Origin of the sequence: Chryseobacterium sp. 3008163, from assembly GCF_003669035.1 — a bacterium.
GTDB lineage: Bacteria > Bacteroidota > Bacteroidia > Flavobacteriales > Weeksellaceae > Chryseobacterium.
In genome coordinates, this window is the sequence record NZ_CP033070.1 from 3,558,255 (window position 1) to 3,582,326 (window position 24,072).

The window sequence follows — 24,072 nt, forward strand, 5'->3', positions numbered from 1 at the left end:
GGCATTTTTGTTTTATTTTTTGATGAATTTAAAAGAACGAATTTTATCTTTAGTTATGATTTGTAAAATATAATTTCCAGGGCTGAGATAATGAACATCAATGAAATCACTTTTCAAAATATCCTTATTAATGATTCTTCCACCGGCTTCTGTAATAGTATAATTTTTAACATTAAGAATATTTTTTAGAAAAATAATATTCTCAACAGGATTGGGATAAATGCTGGCTTCGTTTTTAGAATTTACTTCATGTAAACCTAATCTTTCGCATTCTCCCATAGAATCTCCATTCATAATCCACCCTTTGTTAATGAGAATATTTCTTTTATTAATTACATTACCTGCATATAAAAGTGGAGAAACACTTCCCAGATTGATATTATTGGCCGTGAGTAGATTATCTGCCCATCCTCCTAAAGTATTGCTATAATTAATGCAGTCTATACCTGAATTGAGTAACATATTATTGGCAGAAATGAGTAAGGGAAGATTCCAATTTTCTAAAGTTTGGTTAAAGCTTGAAGCTTCATTAAACATTGTATTGGTATCTGTTACATTACTGGTGTCCCAAGAGTTTATCGGTTGATTAAAAGAAGTACTTCCATGAAAAACATGTCCCATATTTGTTACATTCGAAGTGTCCCATTGATCTAGAGGTTGATTGAAATTTGGCATAAAATGAAACATAAAAGTCATATTGGTAACGTTTGAAGTATTCCAAGCATTAAGGGGCTGGTTAAAAGCTAAACATTCAGCAAAAGTATATGCCATATTGGTGACATTAGCAGTGTTCCAGCTATTTATATTTTGATTAAACGTTTTTCTTTTCATAAACATATAGCTGAGATCCTGAGCCGAAGATATGTCCCAGTTGCCAATAGGGGGATTGAAAGTGTCGTTTAAGGTAAAGCCTGGAGGAACACTTATATAGCCGAACATATATTTAAAATTCTTAATATTTGATGTGTCCCACGAAGACATAGAATTGTTTGCTGCAAAGTTGAAAGCATTATAAAACATTAGAGAAGCGTCTTCTACAACAGAAAGGTTTGGTGCATCTGTTGCAGTAAGCTTTAGATCCATACATTGTGCAAATGCACTGTTCATAGATGCCCATTGAATATTTCCCCATTGCTCAATCTCAACAATTTTGTTGGCACTTCCGGAAGTTTGAACTGAAACGAAATCGAGTATCGGGTTTGCCAATATGTTGGTTTTTGCAAATTTAATTTGGCTGAAAGTTCCGTTTCCATTAGAAGCTTTTACTCTGTAGGTAGCATCTGCGAAAGATGGGTTTAAAGGAGTTCCAAAATCAATCAAGACACGATCGGTAGAAGAAATGTTGATGAGAGTAGCATTGTGCTGAGGAAATCCTACTTCTTCCCAAGTAATTGTGTAATTGCTGCCAATACCAGGAAACCATATCTGATTATTTCCTGCAACAGGTAAAATTGGGCTAACCAATGGTATAGAATTGATATTGGGCTTCCAAATGGTTATAAATTCGTTTTGCGCTTTTCCGAGCTGGAAAAAAAGAAATAAGATAAAAATTAATGTAAATTTTTTCATGGTAATATTTCGATGTGGTTGGTTTTGAAAAATATAGATTTTTAAATTTAATTTTTAATGAATTTAAAACTTAAAGTATTTCCATCTGCATCTATTTGCAAAAAGTAATTTCCTTTTAATAGGTTTCTGACATCAATTTTTTCAGATTTAATATTTCCATTCATAATCAGTCTTCCGCTTGCATCTGATATTTTGTAACTTTTTAGGTTTTTAAAATTCTTAATGTATATATAATCTGATGCAGGATTCGGATAAATGGAAGGATTTTCTGAAGTTTTAATTTCTGATGTTGATAGTACACAATTTCCTACGATATCCCCAATAATATTCCAACCTTTATTAATCAAAATGTCTCTTTTTGATGTAATGTTGGCAGCGTATTGAGCTGGTGTTACCACGTTTAAATTTATATTATTCGGAGTATTGGGATTATCTGCCCATGACGATATGGTCTTACTATAGTTTTCGCAGTCCAGCGCTGTATTAGAAATGAAGCCCTGAGCTAGGCTTAAAGAAGCAAGATTCCAACTAGCAAGAGATTGATTAAAGCTAGAGGCACCTGCCAATAGAGAATTCATTTTTGTTACGTTGCTTACATTCCAAGAGCTTAGAGGTTGGTTAAACGAAGAGCATTGGGCAAAAGTATTGCTCATATTAGTAATGTTAGAGGTGTTCCAATTATTTAATGGCTGATTAAAAACAGGATTGCCAAAAAACATAAAATGTATATCCTCAAGACTTGAAGTATTCCAACTGTTAAGGGGTTGGTTAAAAGTATAGCATAAACCAAACATCCAAGCCGTATTTTTTACATTAGATACATTCCAAGAGTTTAAGTTCTGATTAAGGCTTGCCCTCGCTGCAAACATGTAACTTAAATCAGTAGCTGATGAAACATCCCAATTATTTAAATTGGGCGGGTTGAATGTATTAGAATCAGGAGAATACGTTTGCCCAATGTGCTGCTGTGCAAACATAAAACTGAAATTCTGAATATTTGAAGTATCCCAGTTCTGCATCGAGTCGGCGCCCGAAAAACTGTTGGTTCTGTAAAACATTAATGATGCATTGGTGACATTACTAAGATTGGGAGAATCTGTAGCGGTTAGCTGTAATCTTTGGCAGTTCGCAAAAGCACCAACCATAGAAGTCCATGCAATGTTTCCCCATTGTTCGATGAGAAGAAGTTTGTCTGCACTTCCATGCATTTGTAATACTGGCAAAATAGTATCAATAGGCGGTAATACCTGATGTGATGCAAATTTTATTTGCTGAAAAACTCCGTTTCCATTGGATACTTTTACACGATACGTTGTATTTAATCCGTCTTCTTTTGATGGGGTTCCAAAATCAATCAAAACCTGTCCGTTCGAAGTCACATTGGTCATTGTGCCATTATGCTGCGGAAAATCTATTTCTTCCCAACTTATGGTGTAATTTTGCCCGGTACCAGGAAACCATATTTGATTAGAATTTGCCTGAAATGGAGCAATTACGTTTACAGTAGGATTGCTAGTAATGCCTGGTTGCCAAATCGTGATAAACTCATTCTGAGCTTTTGTAATCTGAAAGAAAAAAAAACATATAGCAATCAGTAATAAATTTCTCATAAATAATATTTGTTGTTTTGTATACAGAATAAGCTAATAAGCTTTTATCGTAAGTCTTACCCTTTAAAAGAATGCCTATTTATAATATTCTTAATGATAATAGATTAGTTTTGAAATTTTCATAATATCTTAGTTTGTAAAGATAATAAATTTTTCTACATATCAATATCTTGTGAAATAGATGTTTTGAAACAAAAATGCTCACTAATTTAGTGAGCAGTATATGATTTATCTTATATGATTTAGTCTTCCATCATATTGTCTCTGGTGTTCTTCTGAACAGCGATTGCTCCAAAAAGAGCCAATAAAAATGCAAAAGCATAAAAGCCTTTTTCACTAGGCAGAATGGTGGCATTAAACAAACCTACAGTTAACAAAACAATCGATGATAGAGTAGCAAACCAACAGATTCCGTAGTAGATATCGGTTACTTTTATGTTTTCCATTCTGTCTCGTACAGCTTTTTGTAAAGATACTACCGCAAATAATCCGTATAGGAGAATTACAAAATAATATCCTTTCTCATTAAGCTGCATCTCTGCTCTTACGAGACCTACAATGTAACCTATCATTCCGGCTCCCAAAGCGACCCACGAAGCTGCGACAAACGCATTTGAAACTCCCTGTTTTTTCATTGTTTATGTTTTTAATGTTTAGTTCGGCCAAATATATTATTTTTTTATGAATGACTGTTAATTAAATATAAACTTTGTCACTCTATTTGGAAAATTATGAGTTAAAATTGCTTTCCGAAGAAATTTAGAAAGAAATTAACTGATTAATTAAATAAGCATGTGAAATTACCCTTATTTAGAAGGGGGAGAAATATTAAAATTTAAACAACAATTATTGAACAATGTACTCGTAATTATATTTCACATAATTAGCGCCAGTTGTGGTTTTTCCAATAACTTGAGTTGGTAATTGTGCGCTGTTATACTGAATTTCATAAATGACTTGCTGATTCTGTACCCAATTGCCTGAACTGTCTTTATAACTAATTCTTTCTGAGGCATAATTATTTTTACTTATAGCATACGCTCCACCCATCATTATTCTGAAATATTTGTTGGTAAAAGTAAACGGATTCAGTTGATTGTCGTATAAATATTCACGCTTGCTGGATGAAGAAAAAGTGCTTCCAATTTCAGAAGTTTCTACAGTAATATTTTCTCCGTTGTAAGTATAGGAAGATGTAATCGGATTGCTGCAATCTGCTGTTTGGCAAAGAGTTGAGGTTGCAACTTTACCATTATTGTATGTGTAATTGATAGTTCTGTTAAAATCAGCATTACTGTAGATTGCTTTGACGTTTGTAAGTTCTTCACCGTTGTAGCTATATAGCGAGAAATATTCTATCGTTCCGTCAGTGTTATAATAATTCGTTTTTACAGGTTTTCCTGCTGTATTATATTCTACAGTTGAAGATCTCCCTGCAGATACACTTTTAATTAATTGTCCCTGACTATTATAATCCAACGTTTATATGCTAGTCTCAGGATTTGCGGGATTATCGTAATACACTGTAGTGACTTTGCTCAATAATATCTTTTGTTCCACAGGATCTGTAATTAATTCAATTTCATCCTCACTTTCACAACTGTTTAGGAATAAAACAGAGCTCATTAAGCTCAGGACAATATACTTTCTCATTTTCAAATTTTAATTTTTCAAAAGTAAGAATTCCTTGCAGGGTTTAAAAGGATTATAAACAAAAAAATCCCACTATTTTGAATAATGGGATTTTCTTTATATTTAAAACAGATTAATATCTGTAATACTCAGGCTTATAAGGTCCTTTCACATCTACACCAATATATTCAGCTTGCTCAGTAGAAAGAACTTCTAGCTCAACGCTTAATTTTTTAAGGTGAAGAGCTGCTACTTTTTCATCTAAATGTTTAGGTAACATATAAACTTCGTTTCCGTAAGCCTCAGAATTAGTCCAAAGTTCGATTTGAGCCAAAGTTTGGTTAGAGAAAGAGTTAGACATTACAAAACTTGGGTGACCAGTTGCACAACCAAGGTTTACCAATCTACCTTCTGCAAGGATGATCACTTCTTTACCTTCTTCCAAAGTATAGATATCAACCTGTGGCTTCACCTCAGATTTTGTGTGACCGTAGTTTTCGTTTAACCAAGCCATGTCGATTTCGTTGTCGAAGTGACCGATATTACAAACGATAGCTTTATCTTTTAATTTTAAGAAATGTTCTTTTCTTACGATGTTGAAGTTACCAGTTGTAGTGATTACGATATCTGCGTTATCTACTACAGTATCTAATCTTTTTACTTCAAAACCGTCCATTGCAGCTTGTAAAGCACAGATAGGATCGATTTCAGTAACCGTAACGATAGAACCTGCACCTCTGAAAGAAGCAGCAGTACCTTTACCAACATCACCGTAACCGCAAACTACCACTCTTTTACCAGCTAACATAATGTCTGTAGCTCTTCTTACTGCATCTACAGCAGATTCTTTACAACCATATTTGTTATCAAACTTAGATTTAGTAACCGAATCATTTACATTGATTGCAGGCATTACCAAAGTTCCGTTTTTCATTCTTTCGTACAATCTGTGAACACCTGTAGTTGTTTCTTCAGAAAGTCCTTTGATGTCTTTTGTAAATTCAGGGTATCTGTCGAAAACCATGTTCGTCAAATCTCCACCATCATCCAAAATCATGTTTAATGGCTTTCTGTCTTCACCGAAGAATAAAGTTTGCTCAATACACCAGTCAAATTCTTCTTCGTTCAAACCTTTCCAAGCATAAACTGGGATTCCTGCAGCAGCAATTGCAGCGGCAGCGTGATCCTGAGTAGAGAAAATATTACAAGAAGACCAAGTAACATCAGCTCCTAAAGCAACTAATGTTTCAATTAGAACTGCAGTCTGGATCGTCATGTGAAGACATCCTGCGATTCTTGCTCCTTTCAATGGCTGAGATGGTCCGAATTCTTCACGGATTGACATCAAGCCTGGCATTTCTGCTTCTGCAAGGGTAATTTCTTTTCTTCCCCATTCTGCAAGGGTGATATCCTTAACTTTATAAGGAACGTATTGTGTTGTAGTACTCATATATAATGAATGATTTTAAATTCAAATTATTACAGTGCAAAATTACAACATATAATTTAGATAAAAAAACAAGCCCCTAACTTCACAAATATGAGATTTTACACCCTTAATTTTATTTGTTTTAATTCTAAATAATGTATTTTTGCATAAAATAAATCTATATTATGAATCATACACAGGAAGAAGCTCAAAGACAGGCTAAACCTCTTGCTCCAAAAGTGAAAGAATTGATTGCAAGAACCCAAAGTATCATTTTGGCAACTGTAGATGCAGAAGGAACTCCAAACTCAAGTTATGCACCATTTGTACAAGTTGACAACTCTTTTTATATATTAGTATCTTTCATGGCGAAGCACACGAAAAACCTTTCTGAAGGAAGAAAAACTTCAATCATGTTTATCGAAGATGAGTCTGCTACAAAGCAAATCTATGCTCGTGAGAGATTAACTATCGAAGCCTCAACTTCTCAAATTGAAAGAGATTCTGAAACTTGGAATACAGTGGTTGGTCAATTAAAAGAAACTCATGGCAAAGTAGTAGAGGTAATTTCTGAAATGAAAGATTTTATTTTAATTGCTTTAACTCCTGTGAAAGGTGCTTATGTAAATGGTTTCGGAAGTGCATATTTCGTAGATGAAAATCTTGAAATCATGGAACACAGAAATGATCAGAATCATCAGTCTAAATAAATTTGCTGGAAGCTGAATTTCAGATATTTTTAATCTTTGTCTTTAATTTCAGCTTTTAAATAATATATAAATTCACTTAAGTTTTAAATTTAAGTGAATTTTTTTGTTTTAAAGAATTGTATTTTAATTTCAATGAAAACTGAATGTTCAAATCATAAACTCTAAAAAATTCTACTATTCATCACCTAACTTCCAGCCCAAAAAAAATTCTTACTTTTACCCAATAAATCAAGCCATGCCTCTTTATCGAGATTTTTCCGACGACGCTGCAACTATTCTTATCTGGAAATATGAGGACGGTGAAGAATTGAATATTGACGAACTTTTAGAGCCTGAGAATGCCGAAAAAGTAAAAGATTATCATCCGAAAAAGCTGTTAGAAGTTTTGATGGTGAGAAAACTTTTGAAAAGTTTAAAACCAAATTCGAAAATCCTATACAAAGAAAGAGAGCCTTTTCTTTCCCCAAAAGATGCTGAAATTTCAATTACCCATTCGTTTCCGTTTGCGGCGATCGCCATTTCAAAAAATAAAATAGGAATTGATATTGAAAAATTTAATCCTAAAATTTTAAGGGTTATCGATAAATTCACCTACGAAAATGAAAGAGGGTTTATTCCTTTCGATAATGAAGTGACTTTTTATACGATTATCTGGAGCGTGAAAGAAAGTATGTACAAAATTCACCATTCAAAACACTGGTCGCTGAAAAAGCATTACGAAGTGAAGCCTTTTGAACTTAAATATCTTTATGATATCAGCTGCAGAGTGCATGACGATCAGCTTTCTGATGAATTGAAAGCCCGCGTGAAATTCTTTGACGATTATTGCTTTACGATTGTGGAGGAGTAATTTCTTCTTTTCTGTATTTTTCAATTACTTTTCGCTGTTCTTTGGCTACATCATAGATCAGTTCCAAGACATCATGAATGTTTTTCAATTCGGTTAAATGAGAAATTTTATTCGGATCTCTTGTATCGAAATGTTCGTTTTCCAAAAGTTCAGTTTTTCTCTTAAGAAGAAGATTTTCTATTGAAGAATCTTCAGGTTCGAGGCGGCTGTCCATTCTCAGAGTTTCTGTGATCTTATCGCCGTTTAGAATGGCCGACACCTGATTCATTTCGGATTCTATTTTTTTGCTCCAGCTTTCAGAATCAATTTCAGGATAATCCTGATTACCTTTTGCATATTGTGACAATGAAGCGGTGTAAGCCGTAATCAAATGTGAAGTTGCAACGAACTGATGCACCACTTCCAGCTTTTTCTGCTGATTTTTTGGGTCAGAAATCATTCGCTGAAAATTATCCGACAGATTAGCGAGTGAAATAATCGCATTTTTACGTTTCACTTTATAATCTTCAATATCAAAATTTTCATTCAGAAATTTAGACATTACACTGTGAAAATAGGTAAGATTAGATTCCGCAGATTTTTTCATTAAATCTAAATTCTGCGTATGCTCCCATACCGGAAGCACGATATAGGAAACTAAAAAAGCTATAATTCCCGCGATAATGGTATCTACAATTCTATCTTTAAAAATGACATTGACGTTTCCTGGGTTTAAAAAATTAAAACTCATAAAAACATACATCGTCATGAAAAGAACTGCCCAAAAATAACGTCCTTTCAGAAAACTGAAACATAAAATCATGCTCACCAAAAGAATCGCAAAAAGTATGGCATTAATGTGGACGTAGTATAAAATGACATAAGCGATTACCGCACCTGCAACTGTGCCGTAAAAACGCAGGAGGTTTCTTTGTTTGGTAATCGAGTAGGCGGGTTTTAAAATGGCAACAATCGTGATTAAAATCCAATAGGTATGCCCGATTACTAAAAACGGAAGTTGAGAAACCAAATATCCCAGCAATAAGGCGATGGTAATTCTGATCGCATGACGAAAATGTGATGAGGTTAAAGAAATATTACTTCTTAAAACTTTAAAATTTATCTTTTCTTCGTTCGGCATAAATTTTTTCAAATCTAAACCTGTTGAAAGACTTTTTGCTAGTTTTACGTTTTGAGCAAATACTTTATATATTTCGTTAATTTCTTTTGTAATCTCATTGATACGCATCATGATTTGTCTCAAAATCATAAAGTTTTCAAGCGTATCAGGATTCATTTCTTTATTTCTTAATTCAAAATAATGAACATTCAAATCTTGTGAACGAGCTTCCAGATTAAAAACAGGTTTTGCACGGGTGCTGCTTTGCAAAGAAATTCCAATGTTGGCTATTTCTTCAGAGAGTATATTTAGATAATCATGAATTTTAACCAAAATCGTAGAGTCTTCGAAACTTTGCTGGAGCTTTTTGTAATCACTTTCCGAAGTCATTAGTTTCTCGTGTAAATCCATTGAATTCAAAAACGTAAGCATCAGTAATCTGCTGATGGTCGTTGATTCGTTGACGATAGTTCTTGTTTTGAAAACAGTTTCTCGTGTTTCTTCCTGTAGATTTTTAATCTCAATTTGTTTAGCAATGATTTGTAAACTTAACTTGTCGAAATCAGGATTTTTCTGATAATAATTTGCTTTTATTTTAGAAATTCTGCAAGTTGAAGATAGTTTTCACCAATCATCTGACTAGCGAGTTTATAAGGCTGAATGGTTGTTACAATTAAGAAAATCAATAAAAACCAAATACAACCCGCTGCGAAAATTAAAAGACTTTTGAGGATATTGACACCCGTTAAATGCCCGTCAATAAAGATGGCGAGAACAACCAAGGCTAATGATCCTACAGCAGCAAGTCTTTGTCCGTACACGCCAATTAATGAAAAGAACATTCCGAAAGCGACAATTTCTAAAATGACCAATGGAATAATGCCTTTCACCAAACTTGCAATCGCTGAAACAATCACAAAACAGAAAATGGCAAAGGTTAATGAATTTCTTCTTCTGATAAAAGGTCCTGGTTGATCGGTGAGTGCTACGAAGCTTGTACCTAGAGGAAAAAGAAAATATTCTTTAAGCAAACCAAAATAGGAGAGAATCAAACACGGAATAACCGTTGCCAATGTAATTCTTATGGAAGAATAGACATACTGGCTGGTGACGATTTTTTTAGCTCCGAAGAATAGTTCATTGTGCAAAAATAAGAGTTAAATGTGAATTGATTGTTTTAGTTAGTCAGTGAATTTTGAATTTTATTTAAAATTAATAAAGTTCGTCAAGGAATATGGATTGATGATTAAATTTAAATTTTTTGCATAAAAAAAGTCTCATGAAGCATGAGACTTTTTAAGTTTTACCGATAGTGAATTCACTATTGATTATATGTTTCTTAATTATCTACATTAGAAGTTTCTTCACCGATGTTCCAGGTAAGACCGAAACGTAGAGTGTTATCTAAAGCAGTATTGATTTTAGACATATTGATCAGGTAAGAAATATCTAATCCGAAAGAACGATATTTTAAACCAATACCGGCAGTTGCAAATTGTCTTGCTCCCTGCACTTCACTTTCGTGGAAGTAACCACCTCTTACAGCAAATGCATTGTCATAAGAATATTCTAAAGCACCACTGTACATGATTGATTCAGGATTTTTGAAAGATTTCCCAATTCCTGCTATAGGACCTACATTTGGCACTGCATACTGAGGAATTCCTCTTGGGTCATTTCCAATAAATTCAGATCCAGGTACCAAGATTTTTGAACCTTCAACGCTCAATCCAACTCTGTTTACATCATCTAGATACATATCATAACCAATACCTAATCTTGCCATAGTCGGAAGATAAGATCTTGATTCCTCGTTTCCTGTATAATCCAATTTTGGACCCACATTGGTTATTGCAAAACCACCATTCAATTTACCATCGTAACCTCCAAAGCTTGAAAATTTAGGAGAAGTATAATATGCTGAAACGTCTACAGCAAAACTGTTTGCTGGCTTCAGTGTAGTATCTGTGTTGAATCCACCGGCCAAATCTGAACGAATAAATCTACCAGTAACAGCCGCAGAGAAAGAATCAGAAAGCTTCAGACCATAAGCAACATCAATTGAGAATTCGTTTGGCTTAGAGGTACCGTTAGAAGTTACGTCATTACCTACCAATGAAGTAAGGTCTACCTCACCCATATTGAAATAATAAATACTTGCTGATATCGTAGATCTTTCTTCCTGACCTAAGAATTTATGGAACGCTCCGTATAGTAAAAATACATCATTTGTAAGTTTCCCCATGTAAGGCGTATAGTTGATACCCACAGAAGAACTCGTTCTGCTAAAAGGATATTTTGCTGCATTCCAGAATTGAGAAAAAGCATCCGGGGAAGTAACGACCCCTTGGTCTCCCATACCTCCTGATCTTGCATCTGGCGCAATTCTCAAGAATGGAGCTCCGGTTAATACAGGTCTTACCTGATTCAAATCTTGCGCATAGCCTATAAACCCAGCACTCAAACCAATCCCCAAAAGCAATTTAGTAGTTAAATTCATATGTTGTCTTTTATATATTATCAGTTTTTTATTGATATTCTTAATTATTTATTATTTTACTTCAAAAGTACCATTTTTTCTACAGCTGTAGCACTTCCTTTGCATTTTTCTTGATTTTGACTTTTTGCAAATATCTTAAAAATATACGTACCTTTTGCTACGGTATCACCAAAATCATCTTTTCCGTCCCATTCTATTGCCTGACGAGGTGTTCTAAAGCCCTGTAGGAACGGTTCTGCAACTACCGGCTGACTCAAAGTTCTTACTAATTTTCCTGTAATCGTATAGATTTGAACGTTTACATCTAAAATATCATCACAATTATGCTCAAAGTGAATGTATGTTTTGTTTGTAAAAGGATTTGGCCAGTTCAATGGTCTGTTGATCACCAAATGCTGATCTGCCTCATCTTTAACTTCAAAGTTTAACGTTTCAGTCGTCGAATTATTGTTTATGTCCCAAACTTTAAATGTAAGCTGATGCTGCCCTATCGCTAAATTTCTAAAAGGATAAGATACATTCCCTTTTTGATAATCTGCTAGGCCAGGATTAAGACATCCATTTCCTTCCCCAGAAGCAAAGAAATCATTTAAAATGATGGTGTTTATAATTTGACCGTCCAAATATACAGTAATATCGTGACCAATACCAGAACCGGTAGAATTTATTCCTGTATCGTCTGTTACACAAGCTAGAAGCATTGGGTTTTGATCTGTAATTCCTCCGTTTGCAAAGTTTGTATTGTTCATATAAAGCTTTACTCTTGGCGGTTCGTTATCGTTGATTCCGTTAGGGTTAATATCACCTACCTGAACCGATTGATTATTAAATACGTCAATAGATTTATTATCAGCATATCCTAATAATCTTCCTTCACCTACTGCATAATTGATATCTTTCGGAACATAAAATTCTACAGTGAATACTCCGTTTACAGCAGTTCCGGAAGCTTTTACAATAGCACTTCCTTCTTCTGTATATTGTAAAACAGGAGTTAAACCTCCGTCATTATTTAATGTTGTTTTATTTAATCTTTTATCAAAAATATTGATAACCACCCTTCCGTTGAACGTAGTGTTTGTAGAACCATTTGAATTATTGATGTGACCTTTAATTTTTACAAAATCTAATCCTCTGATTAATCCGGGAACAGGCGTTTCAATATTATCAATCACCAATAATCTTTGAGGTCTGCTTAATTTCATTGCAGGGTCTCCCAACAGATTTACTTTTAAGTGATTGGGATCAGAGCCTCTTAATTTTTTAGCATTTAAATGGGCATCACCTAGTGGTATAAAATCATCATTCACTAATTTGAAAATATCTTTCGTATAAAGATTGGTGAAATCTACACCATATCCTACACCTACTGCACGGCTAGAAGTAATCATTGCAGCAGCACCTCCTTGCTTTAATTTTAATAACTGTTCTCCTGCAGATGCTGTTGCTGGTTCATCCCAAAGGGTAAATTCACAAGTAATTGTAGAGACAAATGGAAATCTGCTGTATACATTTGAGAAATTATTAGCATTTTGAATTTCATTTAAGGTAAAAACTCTTTCCTGAGTCCAACCATTGATACCACCATGTCCGAAATAGAAAAGGTACAGACTGTTCCCTAAATCGTTTGAAATTGCTTGGTTTACTTGCGGATATCTTTGCCCACCAGCAGAACTCTGTGCTTGGAATGCATCTAAATATAATTTTCTAACGTTGTATTCCTTAAGCAAATTACTTAACGGTAACTCAAATGTACTTGCCAAAGTATTATTCATTACGTTATGGAAGGGTGGTCCACCATCATTGTCATCATCTACAACAAAGTCTAGTTTCATTCTCCATTCTCCAAAAGGAGTTGACTGGCCAGATAATGAATTATAATACGCCAATGTTTTATCCATCATATTAGCTGCTTCCGAAGGATTTGCTGCTGGAATTCTCCCAACGGGAAGATCTGGTAAATTATTTGATAGAGATGACGATGTTTGTGGCTTGGTCATTACAATATAATCGTCAGTAACAAATGAGCTGATGAAATCTGCTGATTCTTCACTCTCATAACTAGAAACTACATTAGAGTTATTTGCAACTCTATTTTTGTAATCATAAGATCCATCACCTAAAATGAAAACATACTTTAAACTTCCGAGTGGCGTGTTTAGTTTTGTTACAAAATCTCTTATTGCTGTAAGATCTCTGCTTCCGCTTCCAAATTCGTTATAAATTTTAGCAGCATCTATAATTTGTACAGAATAATTGTTTTTTGTCTGATGATAATTTGCCAATCTCTGAGCCTGAGACATCATCTCAGGTGTTGTGATAATCAAATAGTCTACATTTTGTAAAGCAGAAAGATTCTGATTATTTATTCTTTCAACAAATTGTGGCGAAAAAGCAGCATCAGCTCGGAAAGCAACAAACTCATTATTGAAAGAAGTATTTGAACTATTGTATGCAAAGTTAAAAGCTCCTGTTCCTGCAGCTTTGTTTACTCTTCTGTTTGCATTGGTGATATCTGTAACATCCCAAACTTGTTCTACATTATTTGCTGTAGAGATGCTGAAACCATAATTTGTATTAGAACCACTCAATAAAGAATAATCACGGAAGCTCATTTGAGTTCCGTTAAATTTTAAATCTTCTTTATACTGTACTTCTACATAATCTAAATAAAATGCTCCGTTAGGATTCGTGGCAATATTTGGAGTGTATTTAAAGCTGATTTGGTTTCCGCTTAAATTAGAAATTGTGCCGGTATATCTCAGAGGGAAAAAATCATAAACATAATTTGATCCATTGGGTGGCACACTTATCGTCGAAGGATTTTGATTATTGATAGTGAAACCCACATTGTTTTGCTGAGATTTGTAACCAATAACTTGCGTTCTGTAGCGAATAATATCACCTCCCTGAATGGGTGAGTTTAAATTAAATGTAATTGTTTTTTCAGTAGAAAAAGGCTGATCTTCTACCCAGATTCTTCCTACTTTTAATAAGTTTTTCTGATCTGTATTGATAACCTGATAATCATCATACCTGGTAATTAGCGGTGTTGCAGGTAAGTTTAAATCAACATTCTGAACTCTTTTTCCTGCGCCTTTATCATAGTTAATATAATAATAAGAAAAATCTTCATAAATATTTTTTACATTTTCGCTACGGTCATTTCTTGTGTCATTTCTTTTAATACCATTACCATTTGCGGTATTATATAAATTATAACCGTTTGGCCCTTGTGCATAAAATAAAGCATAGTCACCATCATTCCAAACACTATCATCTTCACCTACAACCTGAATTGAGTTTTCCTGAAGAGCGCTGTATTTTACATCCTGATTATATTCAGGAAGCATAATGCCACCGTTACCATAAATTCTGAAATTCTTAGGATTTACGTTTGCGGGATTGATTCCTATGTCTCTTAGAAACTGAGCGGTAATTTTAAAAATTCCTGATTTATCGACTTTGATTTTATAAAAACCGCCTGATGATAAAGGATTTACAGTGGTTCCTACTTTTAAAGCACTAAAGTTGACCGGTGTTGCGGAAGGCAAGAGTTCAAAAGATGAAAGTCTTTGTACTCTTCCTTTTACATTTTTAAATAATCCGACGTTGATATTAGCATATCTTTCCCCTTCGATATAGGTGTAATTGATATCAGCAATGTCGTAATCGGGTAGAAGATCTTTGTTGATATCGAATAAATCTCTATTTGAAACTGCTTCCCAAACGAGATTAGAAACTTTCAGTTGATTTTCACCAATTTTTTGCTTGTTTTGGATAAAAATATTATTTTGGCTGAAAGAAAAACCTTCATTTTTAAAATTTGGAAGATTCTTTTTTGCATCGCCGAAATCTTCGATTTTTGCTCCATCCCATTCTATGGGGATTTTTTGAGCCCAAGTCGTTGATATAAAAGCGAATAGAAAGAATAGAGTCGTTTTTAGTCTCATGTTAGTTTTTGAAATTTCTAAATTACAAAATAAATGAAAATTTTAGAATTAAACAGTGATACAATAAAATTAATTTGTTAACGTTTTCAAAAAAATCAAATCTTTACTTGATTTATTGAATAATTTATTTTTTCTTTGTACTTTGAATAATATTTATATCGACTATGAAAAAACTAAAGTTGTTTTCATTAATAGCATTAAGTTCTACACTTGCATTAACCAGCTGTGGAGGGTCCGGTACTAGCAAAGGAGGCGGTACTAAAAAATTTGTCAGCAAGACAGGTTGGAAACCAAACGAAAAACAAGGTTGGTTTTTTGCAGGAAAGCAACAAAAGCAGAAGGGTTGGCCAGGAATGGTATATGTTGAAGGTGGAACTTTTACCATGGGATTAGTGAAAGATGATGTAATGCACGATTGGAATAACTCACCTCGCAGAATGCAGGTAAGCTCTTTCTTTATCGGTGAAACAGAAATTACTAACTACGAATACCGCGAATACCTTACATGGTTGAAGTATGTATTCCCACCTAGTGATCCAAGTTTTAAGGAAATCTACAACGGTGCGTTGCCTGATACTTTATTATGGGATAACAAATTATCTAGAAATGATCTTAATGAAACTTATTTCAGAGATCAAAACTATGATTACTATCCGGTAGTAGGTGTTTCTTGGACACAAGCAAACAGATACTGTGAATGGTTGACAGATAGAGCAAATGAGAAAGCTCTAATGCAAGCAGGTATTATTGCAAAAGATTTGTACATCAACGAATCTAATAACCAAGGTGGAACTGCATTCAATATGGATAAATTCAAATCGAATGATCCTGAAATGCAAGGGTACATCAACGAGCAGAGATTGGCACAAAAATCTGGTATGAAAACTACAAACCAAAGATTATTGGCTGCTAACAGATCTCCTAGTTCAGCAATGGTTACCAAGTTCAGACTTCCTACAGAAGTAGAATGGGAGTACGCTGCTCTTGGAATGGAGAAAAATAGAGAATACAACAGCTATACAGAAAAGAAACCAGAAATCGATATGCTTAGAGGTACTAAGGGTAAAGATAGAGGGATGATTTTGGCTAACTTCAAGCAAGGTAGAGGAGATTATTCTGGACCTGCAGGTTGGAAAAATGATGGTGCTGCTCAAACTTCTGATGTAAGACAATTCCCTTCAAATAATATCGGTATCTACGGTATGGTTGGAAACGTGTCTGAATGGACAGCTGATGTTTACAGACCAATCATTGATGAAGATGCAAACGACTTCAATTATTATAGAGGAAATGTGCCTCAGGCTATCGTAAGAAACGGAGACGGAACTTACAAAATGGTAGATGAAGGTACAATTAAATATGATACTTTAGCTGACGGTAGATTGGTTTACAAAAACCTTCCGGGTCAGTTTGAAAGAGAAACAATCGCTGATTACAGAAACTATAGAGATGGTGACAGAATGTCTTCATTAGAATATAGAAATGCTAGTGATTCTGCTTCTTCTTTCAACATGTACAACGCTCCTACATCAAGATTTGTAGTTGATGGAAACGGTAAAGTAATATTACAAAAAGATACTAAAGAGAGAACATCTGCTATGACTAATGATATTAGAGTAGTAAAAGGTGGTTCTTGGCAAGATTCAGCATATTGGTTGGATCCGGGACAAAGAAGATACAAAACCCAGAATTCTGGTTATGGTTGGATTGGTTTCCGTGTAGCTCAAGATGCTAGAGTTAGCGATAAAGCTAGAACAAGAAGATAATATTTCAAAATACTTATAAAAAACCTCTCGAATTTTCGGGAGGTTTTTTTATTTTGAAGAATCGAATTTCAAATAATTTCATATTAAAAAATTAATTAAAATTCCAAACGACTTTTATTGAAGAGATACATTTTAAAATGAATATAGAACAGTTTTATCCATTATACTTAAAAGCTGAAAAAGTAACGATTGACAGCCGAAAAATCAATAGAAATGATATTTTCTTCGCTTTCTCCGGAGATAATTTCAATGCCGCAAGTTTAGCTGAAAAAGCAATCAATGATGGAGCTTTAGCAGCAATTGTTGAAGATGAAAGTTTTGAAAATGCAGAAAAGAATATATTCTTTGTACCATCAACTTTGGAATTTCTTCAGAACTTGGCTGTACATCACAGAAATCAATTACAAATTCCTATTATTGGGCTTACGGGAAGTAACGGTAAAACGACAACGAAAGAGCTGATTCATGCCGTGCTTTCTCAAAAATATAATGTTCAATATACTTTCGGAAATTTAAACAATCACATTGGTGTTCCGCTTACCATTTTATCGATAAAGCCAGAGCATGAAATGGCTGTTATAGAAATGGGAGCCAATCATCAGAAAGAGATTGAATTGTTATGTGCTTTAGCTCAACCAAATTTCGGATATATTACCAATTTTGGGAAAGCTCATTTAGAAGGTTTTGGAGGTTTTGAAGGAGTCATTAAAGGGAAATCAGAACTCTATGAATACCTTAAAAATAATCAACAGACTATTTTAATTAATGAAAATGATCAGATTCAGGTTGAAAAAACTTCAGATTATCAAGCTAAAATAACTTTTGGAAAACGAACTTCAGATTATTTTTTCGAAATATTTTCAAATGATCACTTCGTTGGGTTAAATTATCAGGATACGAAAGCTTTGTCGCAACTTACCGGAGATTACAATTTTACTAATCTTTGTGCTGCAGCGAGTTTCGGACTTCATTTCGGAATAGAAATCAATCAGATAAAAGAAGCGATAGAAGCTTATACGCCAACCAATATGCGTTCTCAGGTGGTGAAAAAGAATGATAAAACTTTAGTTTTAGATACTTACAATGCCAATCCAAGTTCGATGACGGCTTCCCTTTATAATTTCATCACTTTTGAAGGGACAAAAACGATTGTTATCGGTGATATGTTGGAGTTGGGTGAAGAAAGTGTCGTAGAGCATATAAATATTCTCAAAACGGCCCACGATTTAGGATTTAACGAAATTATTACCGTGGGAAAATATTTTAAAGCAGTCAATGACTCATCAAAATCTTTTGAAAATACTGCTGAGTTGATTGAATACCTCAGTTCAAACAAAATTCAGTCAGAAAATGTTTTGTTAAAGGCTTCACGAGGAATTTCTTTAGAAAAAGCGATTGACTTTATTTAGTTTTCGTTTCCCAGAATTCTTTAATAATCAATTTAATATTTTTAAATGTGCTTGGAAAGACTTCCGCTTCAATCTGTGAAGTGTTTTTCCAGGCAACTTCTGTGATACCTTCTTCCAATTGTGGTTTTGAGGTATCTTCACCATCGAAGTTCATTTCGAACCAATGCGTGTACTTTAGAACTCTGTCACCATTTCTTTCGATATAAATATGGTAAGTGGTATTGATGAAATCCAGAAGTTCAACATTTTGTAAATTGGTTTCTTCTTCAATTTCACGCACGGCAGATTCTTCACGAGATTCACCTTTTTCCATTTTACCTTTTGGCAGATCCCATTTTCCTAATCTTTTGATGAAAAGAATATCTCCATTGGGTCTGTTGACAATGCCGCCCGCAGCTTCAATGATTCTGAAAAGTTTTTTAAATTCTTTCCAAATTTCGTCTATCTGTTCTCCGTAAACATTCAGTTCTTTCACCGAAGTATTTTGAAGAAGATCAAGCGCAATCTCTAAAGTTGTGAAACTTTCATATTTCAGAGTTTTTTCTAAGGCTTCAGACTGCTTAGAGAGTAATAATTTTTTTTCGTTCACAAAAACTTTATACATTTGTAGGAATTTAAATACAAAAATAAAAAAAATGAATTTAGAAGGACGAAAAATTGTTGTCAATAAATCATCTAAAGAGTTATCTGAGTTGCTAAAAACACCAGAAAATTACAAAGATTTTATGCCAGACGGTCTTCAGAAGTTTGAAAGCAGAGAAGATGGGTTCAAATTCGGACTTCAGGGTATGCCCGAAATCGCTTTAAAGATTGACGAAGTGACCGAAGAAAAGGCAGTTTTAAAATCTGCAAGTTCAAGTTTAGATTTTACATTGCTGGCAACTTTAAAAGCGCTGAATGAAAATCAGACGGAAGTTCAGATGCTTTTTGAAGGAAAATTCAATCCTTTCATCAAAATGATGGTTGAGAAACCGCTTCAGAATTTCATCAATACCTTAACGGATAAGATTGAGGCTTATAAATAAGATTAAAACCTTCAGAAATGAAGGTTTTTTTATGCAACAACACCTGAGCTATGATCAGAACTGCTCCCAGTTGCAGAAGAGAGAACATTAATCTCCCCACTCATTCTTAAAACTCCCATAAAAGCAAAAATTAAAGCTTCTTTAAAATCGATAATCTCCTTTTCGGGGATAATGATTTCTGAATTGGTTTTTTCTTTAATTTTTTCAATTAAATAGGAATTGTACGTTCCGCCACCGGTAAATAGAACTTTGTTTAATTGATATTGATTAAAAATTTTAGAAATCTGTTCTGCAGCATGTTCTGTAAATGTTGCTAAAATATCTTTTGAATCTAAACTTTCAAATAATGGAAATATATTTCCGTTACACCATTCAATGCCCAATGATTTCGGATGAGATTGAGTGTAGAAATCTAATGAATGAAGTTTGTTGAGTAATTCAGTATCTATTTTTCCTTGCTTCGCTAAATATCCGTTTACATCGAAATTCTGATTGAAGTTTTGGGCTAATTTATTTAAAACAATATTAACGGGAGCGATATCAAAAGCGATTCTTTTGTCGTTTAATTTTAATGAAATATTAGAGAAGCCTCCAAGGTTAAGACACGCATCGTATTCTGAAAATAGGAGTTCATCACCAATCGGAACTAATGGAGCTCCATTTCCACCCATTAAAACATCCTGAGAGCGAAAATCGTAAACTACGGGTAAACCTGTCTCAATTTTAATTGCCCGTCCGTCACCAATCTGTAAAGTGAATTTCTTCTGAGGTTGATGAAATACGGTATGGCCATGTGATGCAATGACATCAATGTTTTCAAGATTATATTTTTCGATAAAACTTTTTACAGCTTTTCCTAAGTAAAATCCGTATTCAGAATGAAGTTCAAGAAGCTCTTCTGCTGATAAGTGAATAGAATTTCTGAGTTGATTTTCCCATTTTTCAGAGTAGAGAAGGGTTTCGGCTTGTAGGATTTCAAATTCCCAAACAGAATTTTGTTTTTCAAACTTTGCCAGACAGATATCCAAACCGTCTAAGCTTGTTCCGGACATCAATCCTATTGCTTGAAAAATCATGTTTTTAAAAGTTTATTTTTTAGACTCGGCGATTTTACTCTTGCTGATATCAAGATCACCGGAATTGTTGTAGAATGTGTATTCTGAGAAATCATCTTTTGCGGTCATCCCATTGGCACCTACCAAAACGGAACCGTCTGCAGTGGTTGTGTAAACAGTGTCTTTCGTGTAGATTCTATTCTTTTTTTTGTCCCAAAAAACGCTTTGTGTGGCAAATCTCTGTCCGTCACTCGTTAGGATTTTTACATCACCTCTTGCTTCATAAAACTGCTTGTATTCGTAGATTTTGGCATACTTTGCAGTGATATTTCCTGGTTTTTTAGGATTTTTCTTATCAAAGAACTCTATTTTCATTCCTCGTCTTGCAATGGTGTAAGGACTGTCGATTAATTGATATTGCTCGATGATTGGAGCTGTCGCTTTCAATGTCACAAACCCTGAATCTCTCTGAACGATTTTGGCATTATTAATAATCTGAGAAGGGAAATTCTTGCTGAGATTTTCGTTTTGCTTTGTCATGTCCTCTTCGCAAGATGTGAATACAAAAAATATAGCACAACTAAAAAGGTATGCTATATTTTTATATTTATTGAAATTCAATTTCATTTTAGTTATAAAGATTTTTTCTAAACCATCTATCAGCAAAATTGAATCCTACTCTTAGGTTAATAAAATTCTGATTGATCAGATTGTCTTTTACAGTTCCTCTTTTTCCAAGTTCAACCCCAATTTCAAGACCACTCATTCTGGTGATGCTGCTGGTTTTAAACGGAAGCATTACTCCGGCAGAAACCCCAAATTTATTGATGTTGTTTCCGGCAATTTCCAAATTTCCTTTTTCATAGAAAGCACCGTAACGGTAAACTATTCTTGAGAAATAACTTCTGAAGTTATTGTAGTTTGGAAGATACCAACCACCCGCAGAAACTCTGTAAGAATCATTAAAATCAAAAGTATTTCCGAAGTAACTAACTGTTTCTCCTTTTTTATAATCTAACTGCGCAGAAACAAACCATTGATTCTCGCTTCCGTAACCTGCACCCAAAGATGCTTGTAAAGGTAAAAGGTTTTTAGAACTTGTACTTTTAGATTCGATTGTAGTTTGCCCTGCTTTTACATTTCCGTCAGTATAGTAATATGTGCTGTTCAGATATTCTGAAGACATATCGCTAGTATTACCAAAAGTAGCTGTAGCACCTAAAGTCAACTTACGGTCTGTACTTGTATTTAGCTTTTGATAGCTTGTTCCTAAAGTGAAATTTAGGTTTTTGATTTTGTTTTTAGTTTCGTAGCCGTTGATTAATTCAGCGGTAGAAGTTGTGAACTCATTGGTGTCATATAAACTTCCAAAATACAAGTTGGCACGGGCACCCACTGCAAATTCTGAATTTATTTTATATGAAAGCGCCAGCTGTGCAGTGTTCAAAGTTCCGCTACCTGTGAAACGATTTCCGTAAACCGTTCCGTCTGCCATTGTTTCTGTGTGAACGATGTCATAACTTTTTGAACTGTATGGCTGATACAAAAGTCCCATTTTTACTTTCGAAGAAATAGGAAAAGCCAATGAGATATTAGATAAATACGTAGAATGTTTTGTAGACTTTGTATTATTATAATCAGTTTTGAAGTAATTATTTTCGTTGGTAGCTTCAAGCTTAATGCTTGTTAAGTCGAAATTACTGTTGTTAGCAGGGTTTCCGAAGTTGAAGTTACTGCTGAAGTCACTTATAAAAGCAGTCGAAATACCTCCCATTGAGGTAGTTTCAATCGTATTATCATATTTTACATCACCAATTCCATAAGTTGCATAAGGTGAATTGCTCAAACTCTGCGCGTTAAGGAAATACCCAACCGAAATGAATGATAGTACAAAAATTTTTTTCATTCTAGATTTTTAAAATAATGCGCAAATATCTTAAATATTAATGAATTGTAAAAATTTACTGAGGTTAAAGTTTGTTAAGGGGTTTTTATGGTGAATTGTCAATCGTGAATTGGCTTTGCTATTAATTTTTTATCATTAGTAATAAATTCACAATTCATTTGTGCAGCAAAATTCACATTTCACCAATTTCCTTTTCCATAAAAATCTTTTATCTTTGAAACATGAATTGGGAAAACATCGCCGGACAGGAAAATCTTAAAAAACTTCTTCAGGACAGCATCATCGAAAACAGAGTGAGCCACGCCCAGCTTTTCATCGGAAAAGAAGGTTATGGCACGATGCCGCTGGTTTTGGCATATGCAAGAGAAATCCTGAAAGGTGAAAATGAACATGCTGCTTCAAAAGTGGAACATCTAAATCACTTAGATCTTCATTTCTGTTTTCCTGTATTTACCGACAACAAAAATTCTTTAAGTAAAAATAAATTTGATCAGTTCAGAGAGATGATTCTTGAGTCGCCTTATGCAAGTTATGATGATTGGACGGCTTTTTTAGATTCTGAAAACAAGCAACTTTTTATTTCTGCAGACGAAATTGATGACCAAAACCAGAAGTTTGCTTTAAAAAGTTTCGAAGGCGGAACTAAAATCCTCATCGTTTGGCGTGCTGATAAAATGAATATTGCAGCTTCCAATAAATTTCTTAAATTTCTGGAAGAACCGCCAGCAAAAACGATTATTCTATTGACAGCTGAAAATGCCGATGATATTTTGCCAACAATACTTTCCCGTACACAGATTGTCGAAGTTCCCAGAATTGCAGATGAAGATTTAAAAAGTTATCTAAAAAATAAACTGAACTCTTCAGAAGATCAGGCTAAAGCTATTACTCACGAAGCACAAGGGAATTTAAATGAAGCCATAAAGCTTTTAAATTCAGAAATTAAAAATCCTGAGTTCGAAAAACTTTTCGTGCAATGGGTTCGTGATGCATTTATGGTTAAAAAGAAACCAGAATTTCTAAAAAATATAATCATTTGGGCAAGAGAAATTGCCGGATGGAATAGGGAAAAGCAAAAGAACTTTCTCAATTATGCTTCCGAAATTTTCAGATTGGCTTTGTTGCAAAATTATCAGTCTGAAGAATTAGTTTACAAAAAAATAGATGCCAACGGATTTAACTGGGCAGGTTTTTCTAAATTTATCAGTGGCGCGAACATCATTAACATTTTAGATGAAATCAACACCGCAGATTTACATTTAACCCGAAATGGGAATCCTAAAATCGTCTGGACAGATTTAGGAATAAAACTCTCAAGATACATTCATAAAAACTCATAGAAATTCAGACTTCGGTCTGAATTTTTTCTTTTAATCTTGCAGATTTTAGATAATTTAATAACTCAGCTCAATCTGCTAGAGCCTATTGCACTATTCTGCAAATTCACAAATTATTTGTTTGATAATCAGAATCTATTTAACTGATATTTAAAATCTAAATTAAAATTCAATCAAACGTTTGATTTTTGTTGAAATTCGATGTATATTTGCACCCGAAAA

18 protein-coding genes and 1 pseudogene are annotated in these 24,072 nt (G+C 34.0%); 6 read left to right on the forward strand and 13 right to left on the reverse strand.

Features of this window, described 5'->3' with window-relative positions; translation table 11 throughout:
* Positions 1 to 12 precede the first annotated feature (12 nt).
* From EAG08_RS16415 to ahcY, 5 genes are all read right to left on the reverse strand, one after another.
* Positions 13 to 1,569, reverse strand: coding sequence for a BspA family leucine-rich repeat surface protein (locus EAG08_RS16415; RefSeq protein ID WP_228446609.1), 1,557 nt, complete (start codon positions 1,567 to 1,569; stop codon positions 13 to 15).
* Positions 1,570 to 1,616: 47 nt separating this feature from the next.
* Positions 1,617 to 3,179, reverse strand: coding sequence for a BspA family leucine-rich repeat surface protein (locus EAG08_RS16420; RefSeq protein ID WP_129536376.1), 1,563 nt, complete (start codon positions 3,177 to 3,179; stop codon positions 1,617 to 1,619).
* 242 nt (positions 3,180 to 3,421) lie between these two features.
* Positions 3,422 to 3,814, reverse strand: a complete 393-nt coding sequence (gene yiaA / locus EAG08_RS16425) for an inner membrane protein YiaA (protein ID WP_129536377.1) — start codon at positions 3,812 to 3,814, stop codon at positions 3,422 to 3,424.
* 211 nt (positions 3,815 to 4,025) lie between these two features.
* Positions 4,026 to 4,658, reverse strand: a complete 633-nt coding sequence (locus tag EAG08_RS16430; RefSeq protein ID WP_129536378.1) for a hypothetical protein — start codon at positions 4,656 to 4,658, stop codon at positions 4,026 to 4,028.
* 286 nt (positions 4,659 to 4,944) lie between these two features.
* Positions 4,945 to 6,261, reverse strand: coding sequence for an adenosylhomocysteinase (ahcY, locus tag EAG08_RS16435; RefSeq protein ID WP_129536379.1), 1,317 nt, complete (start codon positions 6,259 to 6,261; stop codon positions 4,945 to 4,947).
* A 164-nt stretch (positions 6,262 to 6,425) separates the two neighbouring features.
* On the opposite strand from ahcY, the gene EAG08_RS16440 reads away from it, so the two are divergent.
* On the forward strand, positions 6,426 to 6,950 hold the full coding sequence (locus EAG08_RS16440; protein ID WP_129536380.1) for a HugZ family protein: 525 nt from the start codon (positions 6,426 to 6,428) through the stop codon (positions 6,948 to 6,950).
* A 235-nt stretch (positions 6,951 to 7,185) separates the two neighbouring features.
* Positions 7,186 to 7,800 carry a 4'-phosphopantetheinyl transferase family protein gene (locus EAG08_RS16445; protein ID WP_129536381.1) on the forward strand — a complete coding sequence of 205 codons (615 nt, stop codon included), beginning with the start codon at positions 7,186 to 7,188 and terminating at the stop codon, positions 7,798 to 7,800.
* Here EAG08_RS16445 and EAG08_RS22980 read toward each other — a convergent pair.
* From EAG08_RS22980 to porU, 4 genes and pseudogenes are all read right to left on the reverse strand, one after another.
* On the reverse strand, positions 7,781 to 9,076 hold the full coding sequence (locus tag EAG08_RS22980; RefSeq protein ID WP_317126331.1) for an FUSC family protein: 1,296 nt from the start codon (positions 9,074 to 9,076) through the stop codon (positions 7,781 to 7,783). The genes EAG08_RS16445 and EAG08_RS22980 overlap by 20 nt on opposite strands.
* Positions 9,071 to 9,816 (reverse strand): annotated as a pseudogene (locus tag EAG08_RS22985) (FUSC family membrane protein); the annotation flags it as partial. The pseudogene EAG08_RS22985 and the gene EAG08_RS22980, both read right to left, overlap by 6 nt.
* A gap of 422 nt (positions 9,817 to 10,238) precedes the next feature.
* The gene (gene porV / locus EAG08_RS16455; RefSeq protein WP_129536382.1) at positions 10,239 to 11,399 is read right to left on the reverse strand and encodes a type IX secretion system outer membrane channel protein PorV; all 1,161 of its coding nucleotides are present in this window, start codon (positions 11,397 to 11,399) and stop codon (positions 10,239 to 10,241) included.
* A gap of 56 nt (positions 11,400 to 11,455) precedes the next feature.
* Positions 11,456 to 15,352, reverse strand: coding sequence for a type IX secretion system sortase PorU (gene porU / locus EAG08_RS16460; RefSeq protein ID WP_129536383.1), 3,897 nt, complete (start codon positions 15,350 to 15,352; stop codon positions 11,456 to 11,458).
* Between the two features lie 164 nt (positions 15,353 to 15,516).
* Here porU and gldJ point away from each other — a divergent pair, with 164 nt between their 5' ends.
* The gene (gldJ, locus tag EAG08_RS16465) at positions 15,517 to 17,118 is read left to right on the forward strand and encodes a gliding motility lipoprotein GldJ (RefSeq protein WP_129536384.1); all 1,602 of its coding nucleotides are present in this window, start codon (positions 15,517 to 15,519) and stop codon (positions 17,116 to 17,118) included.
* 137 nt (positions 17,119 to 17,255) lie between these two features.
* Entirely contained in the window at positions 17,256 to 18,527 is a 1,272-nt protein-coding gene (locus tag EAG08_RS16470; protein ID WP_129536385.1) for a UDP-N-acetylmuramoyl-tripeptide--D-alanyl-D-alanine ligase, read from the forward strand.
* Here EAG08_RS16470 and EAG08_RS16475 read toward each other — a convergent pair.
* Positions 18,520 to 19,131 (reverse strand): NUDIX hydrolase, encoded by a 612-nt coding sequence (locus EAG08_RS16475; protein ID WP_129536386.1) that lies wholly within the window; start codon positions 19,129 to 19,131, stop codon positions 18,520 to 18,522. The two genes, EAG08_RS16470 and EAG08_RS16475, sit on opposite strands and share 8 nt — an antisense overlap.
* Positions 19,132 to 19,162: 31 nt before the next feature.
* On the opposite strand from EAG08_RS16475, the gene EAG08_RS16480 reads away from it, so the two are divergent.
* On the forward strand, positions 19,163 to 19,552 hold the full coding sequence (locus tag EAG08_RS16480; RefSeq protein WP_129536387.1) for an SRPBCC family protein: 390 nt from the start codon (positions 19,163 to 19,165) through the stop codon (positions 19,550 to 19,552).
* Between the two features lie 29 nt (positions 19,553 to 19,581).
* Here EAG08_RS16480 and EAG08_RS16485 read toward each other — a convergent pair whose 3' ends face one another.
* Genes EAG08_RS16485 through EAG08_RS16495 form a run of 3 tightly spaced genes read right to left on the reverse strand, consistent with a single transcriptional unit; the run spans position 19,582 to position 22,513 of the window.
* On the reverse strand, positions 19,582 to 20,628 hold the full coding sequence (locus tag EAG08_RS16485) for an anhydro-N-acetylmuramic acid kinase (RefSeq protein ID WP_129536388.1): 1,047 nt from the start codon (positions 20,626 to 20,628) through the stop codon (positions 19,582 to 19,584).
* 12 nt (positions 20,629 to 20,640) lie between these two features.
* On the reverse strand, positions 20,641 to 21,234 hold the full coding sequence (gene lptC, locus EAG08_RS16490) for an LPS export ABC transporter periplasmic protein LptC (protein ID WP_129536389.1): 594 nt from the start codon (positions 21,232 to 21,234) through the stop codon (positions 20,641 to 20,643).
* Position 21,235: 1 nt separating this feature from the next.
* Complete coding sequence (locus EAG08_RS16495; protein ID WP_129536390.1) at positions 21,236 to 22,513, reverse strand: hypothetical protein; 1,278 nt, start codon at positions 22,511 to 22,513, stop codon at positions 21,236 to 21,238.
* A gap of 221 nt (positions 22,514 to 22,734) precedes the next feature.
* On the opposite strand from EAG08_RS16495, the gene EAG08_RS16500 reads away from it, so the two are divergent.
* Positions 22,735 to 23,853 (forward strand): ATP-binding protein, encoded by a 1,119-nt coding sequence (locus tag EAG08_RS16500; RefSeq protein WP_129536391.1) that lies wholly within the window; start codon positions 22,735 to 22,737, stop codon positions 23,851 to 23,853.
* Positions 23,854 to 24,072 lie beyond the last annotated feature (219 nt).

Excerpts from the sequence above, each read along its gene's own strand:
- EAG08_RS16415 (WP_228446609.1), bottom strand. The coding sequence starts at position 1,569 with ATGAAAAAATTTACATTAATTTTTATCTTATTTCTTTTTTTCCAGCTC.
- EAG08_RS16420 (WP_129536376.1), bottom strand. The coding sequence starts at position 3,179 with ATGAGAAATTTATTACTGATTGCTATATGTTTTTTTTTCTTTCAGATT.
- yiaA (WP_129536377.1), bottom strand. The coding sequence starts at position 3,814 with ATGAAAAAACAGGGAGTTTCAAATGCGTTTGTCGCAGCTTCGTGGGTC.
- ahcY (WP_129536379.1), bottom strand. The coding sequence starts at position 6,261 with ATGAGTACTACAACACAATACGTTCCTTATAAAGTTAAGGATATCACC.
- EAG08_RS16440 (WP_129536380.1), top strand. The coding sequence starts at position 6,426 with ATGAATCATACACAGGAAGAAGCTCAAAGACAGGCTAAACCTCTTGCT.
- EAG08_RS16445 (WP_129536381.1), top strand. The coding sequence starts at position 7,186 with ATGCCTCTTTATCGAGATTTTTCCGACGACGCTGCAACTATTCTTATC.
- EAG08_RS22980 (WP_317126331.1), bottom strand. The coding sequence starts at position 9,076 with ATGAATCCTGATACGCTTGAAAACTTTATGATTTTGAGACAAATCATG.
- porV (WP_129536382.1), bottom strand. The coding sequence starts at position 11,399 with ATGAATTTAACTACTAAATTGCTTTTGGGGATTGGTTTGAGTGCTGGG.
- porU (WP_129536383.1), bottom strand. The coding sequence starts at position 15,352 with ATGAGACTAAAAACGACTCTATTCTTTCTATTCGCTTTTATATCAACG.
- gldJ (WP_129536384.1), top strand. The coding sequence starts at position 15,517 with ATGAAAAAACTAAAGTTGTTTTCATTAATAGCATTAAGTTCTACACTT.
- EAG08_RS16470 (WP_129536385.1), top strand. The coding sequence starts at position 17,256 with ATGAATATAGAACAGTTTTATCCATTATACTTAAAAGCTGAAAAAGTA.
- EAG08_RS16475 (WP_129536386.1), bottom strand. The coding sequence starts at position 19,131 with ATGTATAAAGTTTTTGTGAACGAAAAAAAATTATTACTCTCTAAGCAG.
- EAG08_RS16480 (WP_129536387.1), top strand. The coding sequence starts at position 19,163 with ATGAATTTAGAAGGACGAAAAATTGTTGTCAATAAATCATCTAAAGAG.
- EAG08_RS16485 (WP_129536388.1), bottom strand. The coding sequence starts at position 20,628 with ATGATTTTTCAAGCAATAGGATTGATGTCCGGAACAAGCTTAGACGGT.
- lptC (WP_129536389.1), bottom strand. The coding sequence starts at position 21,234 with ATGAAATTGAATTTCAATAAATATAAAAATATAGCATACCTTTTTAGT.
- EAG08_RS16495 (WP_129536390.1), bottom strand. The coding sequence starts at position 22,513 with ATGAAAAAAATTTTTGTACTATCATTCATTTCGGTTGGGTATTTCCTT.
- EAG08_RS16500 (WP_129536391.1), top strand. The coding sequence starts at position 22,735 with ATGAATTGGGAAAACATCGCCGGACAGGAAAATCTTAAAAAACTTCTT.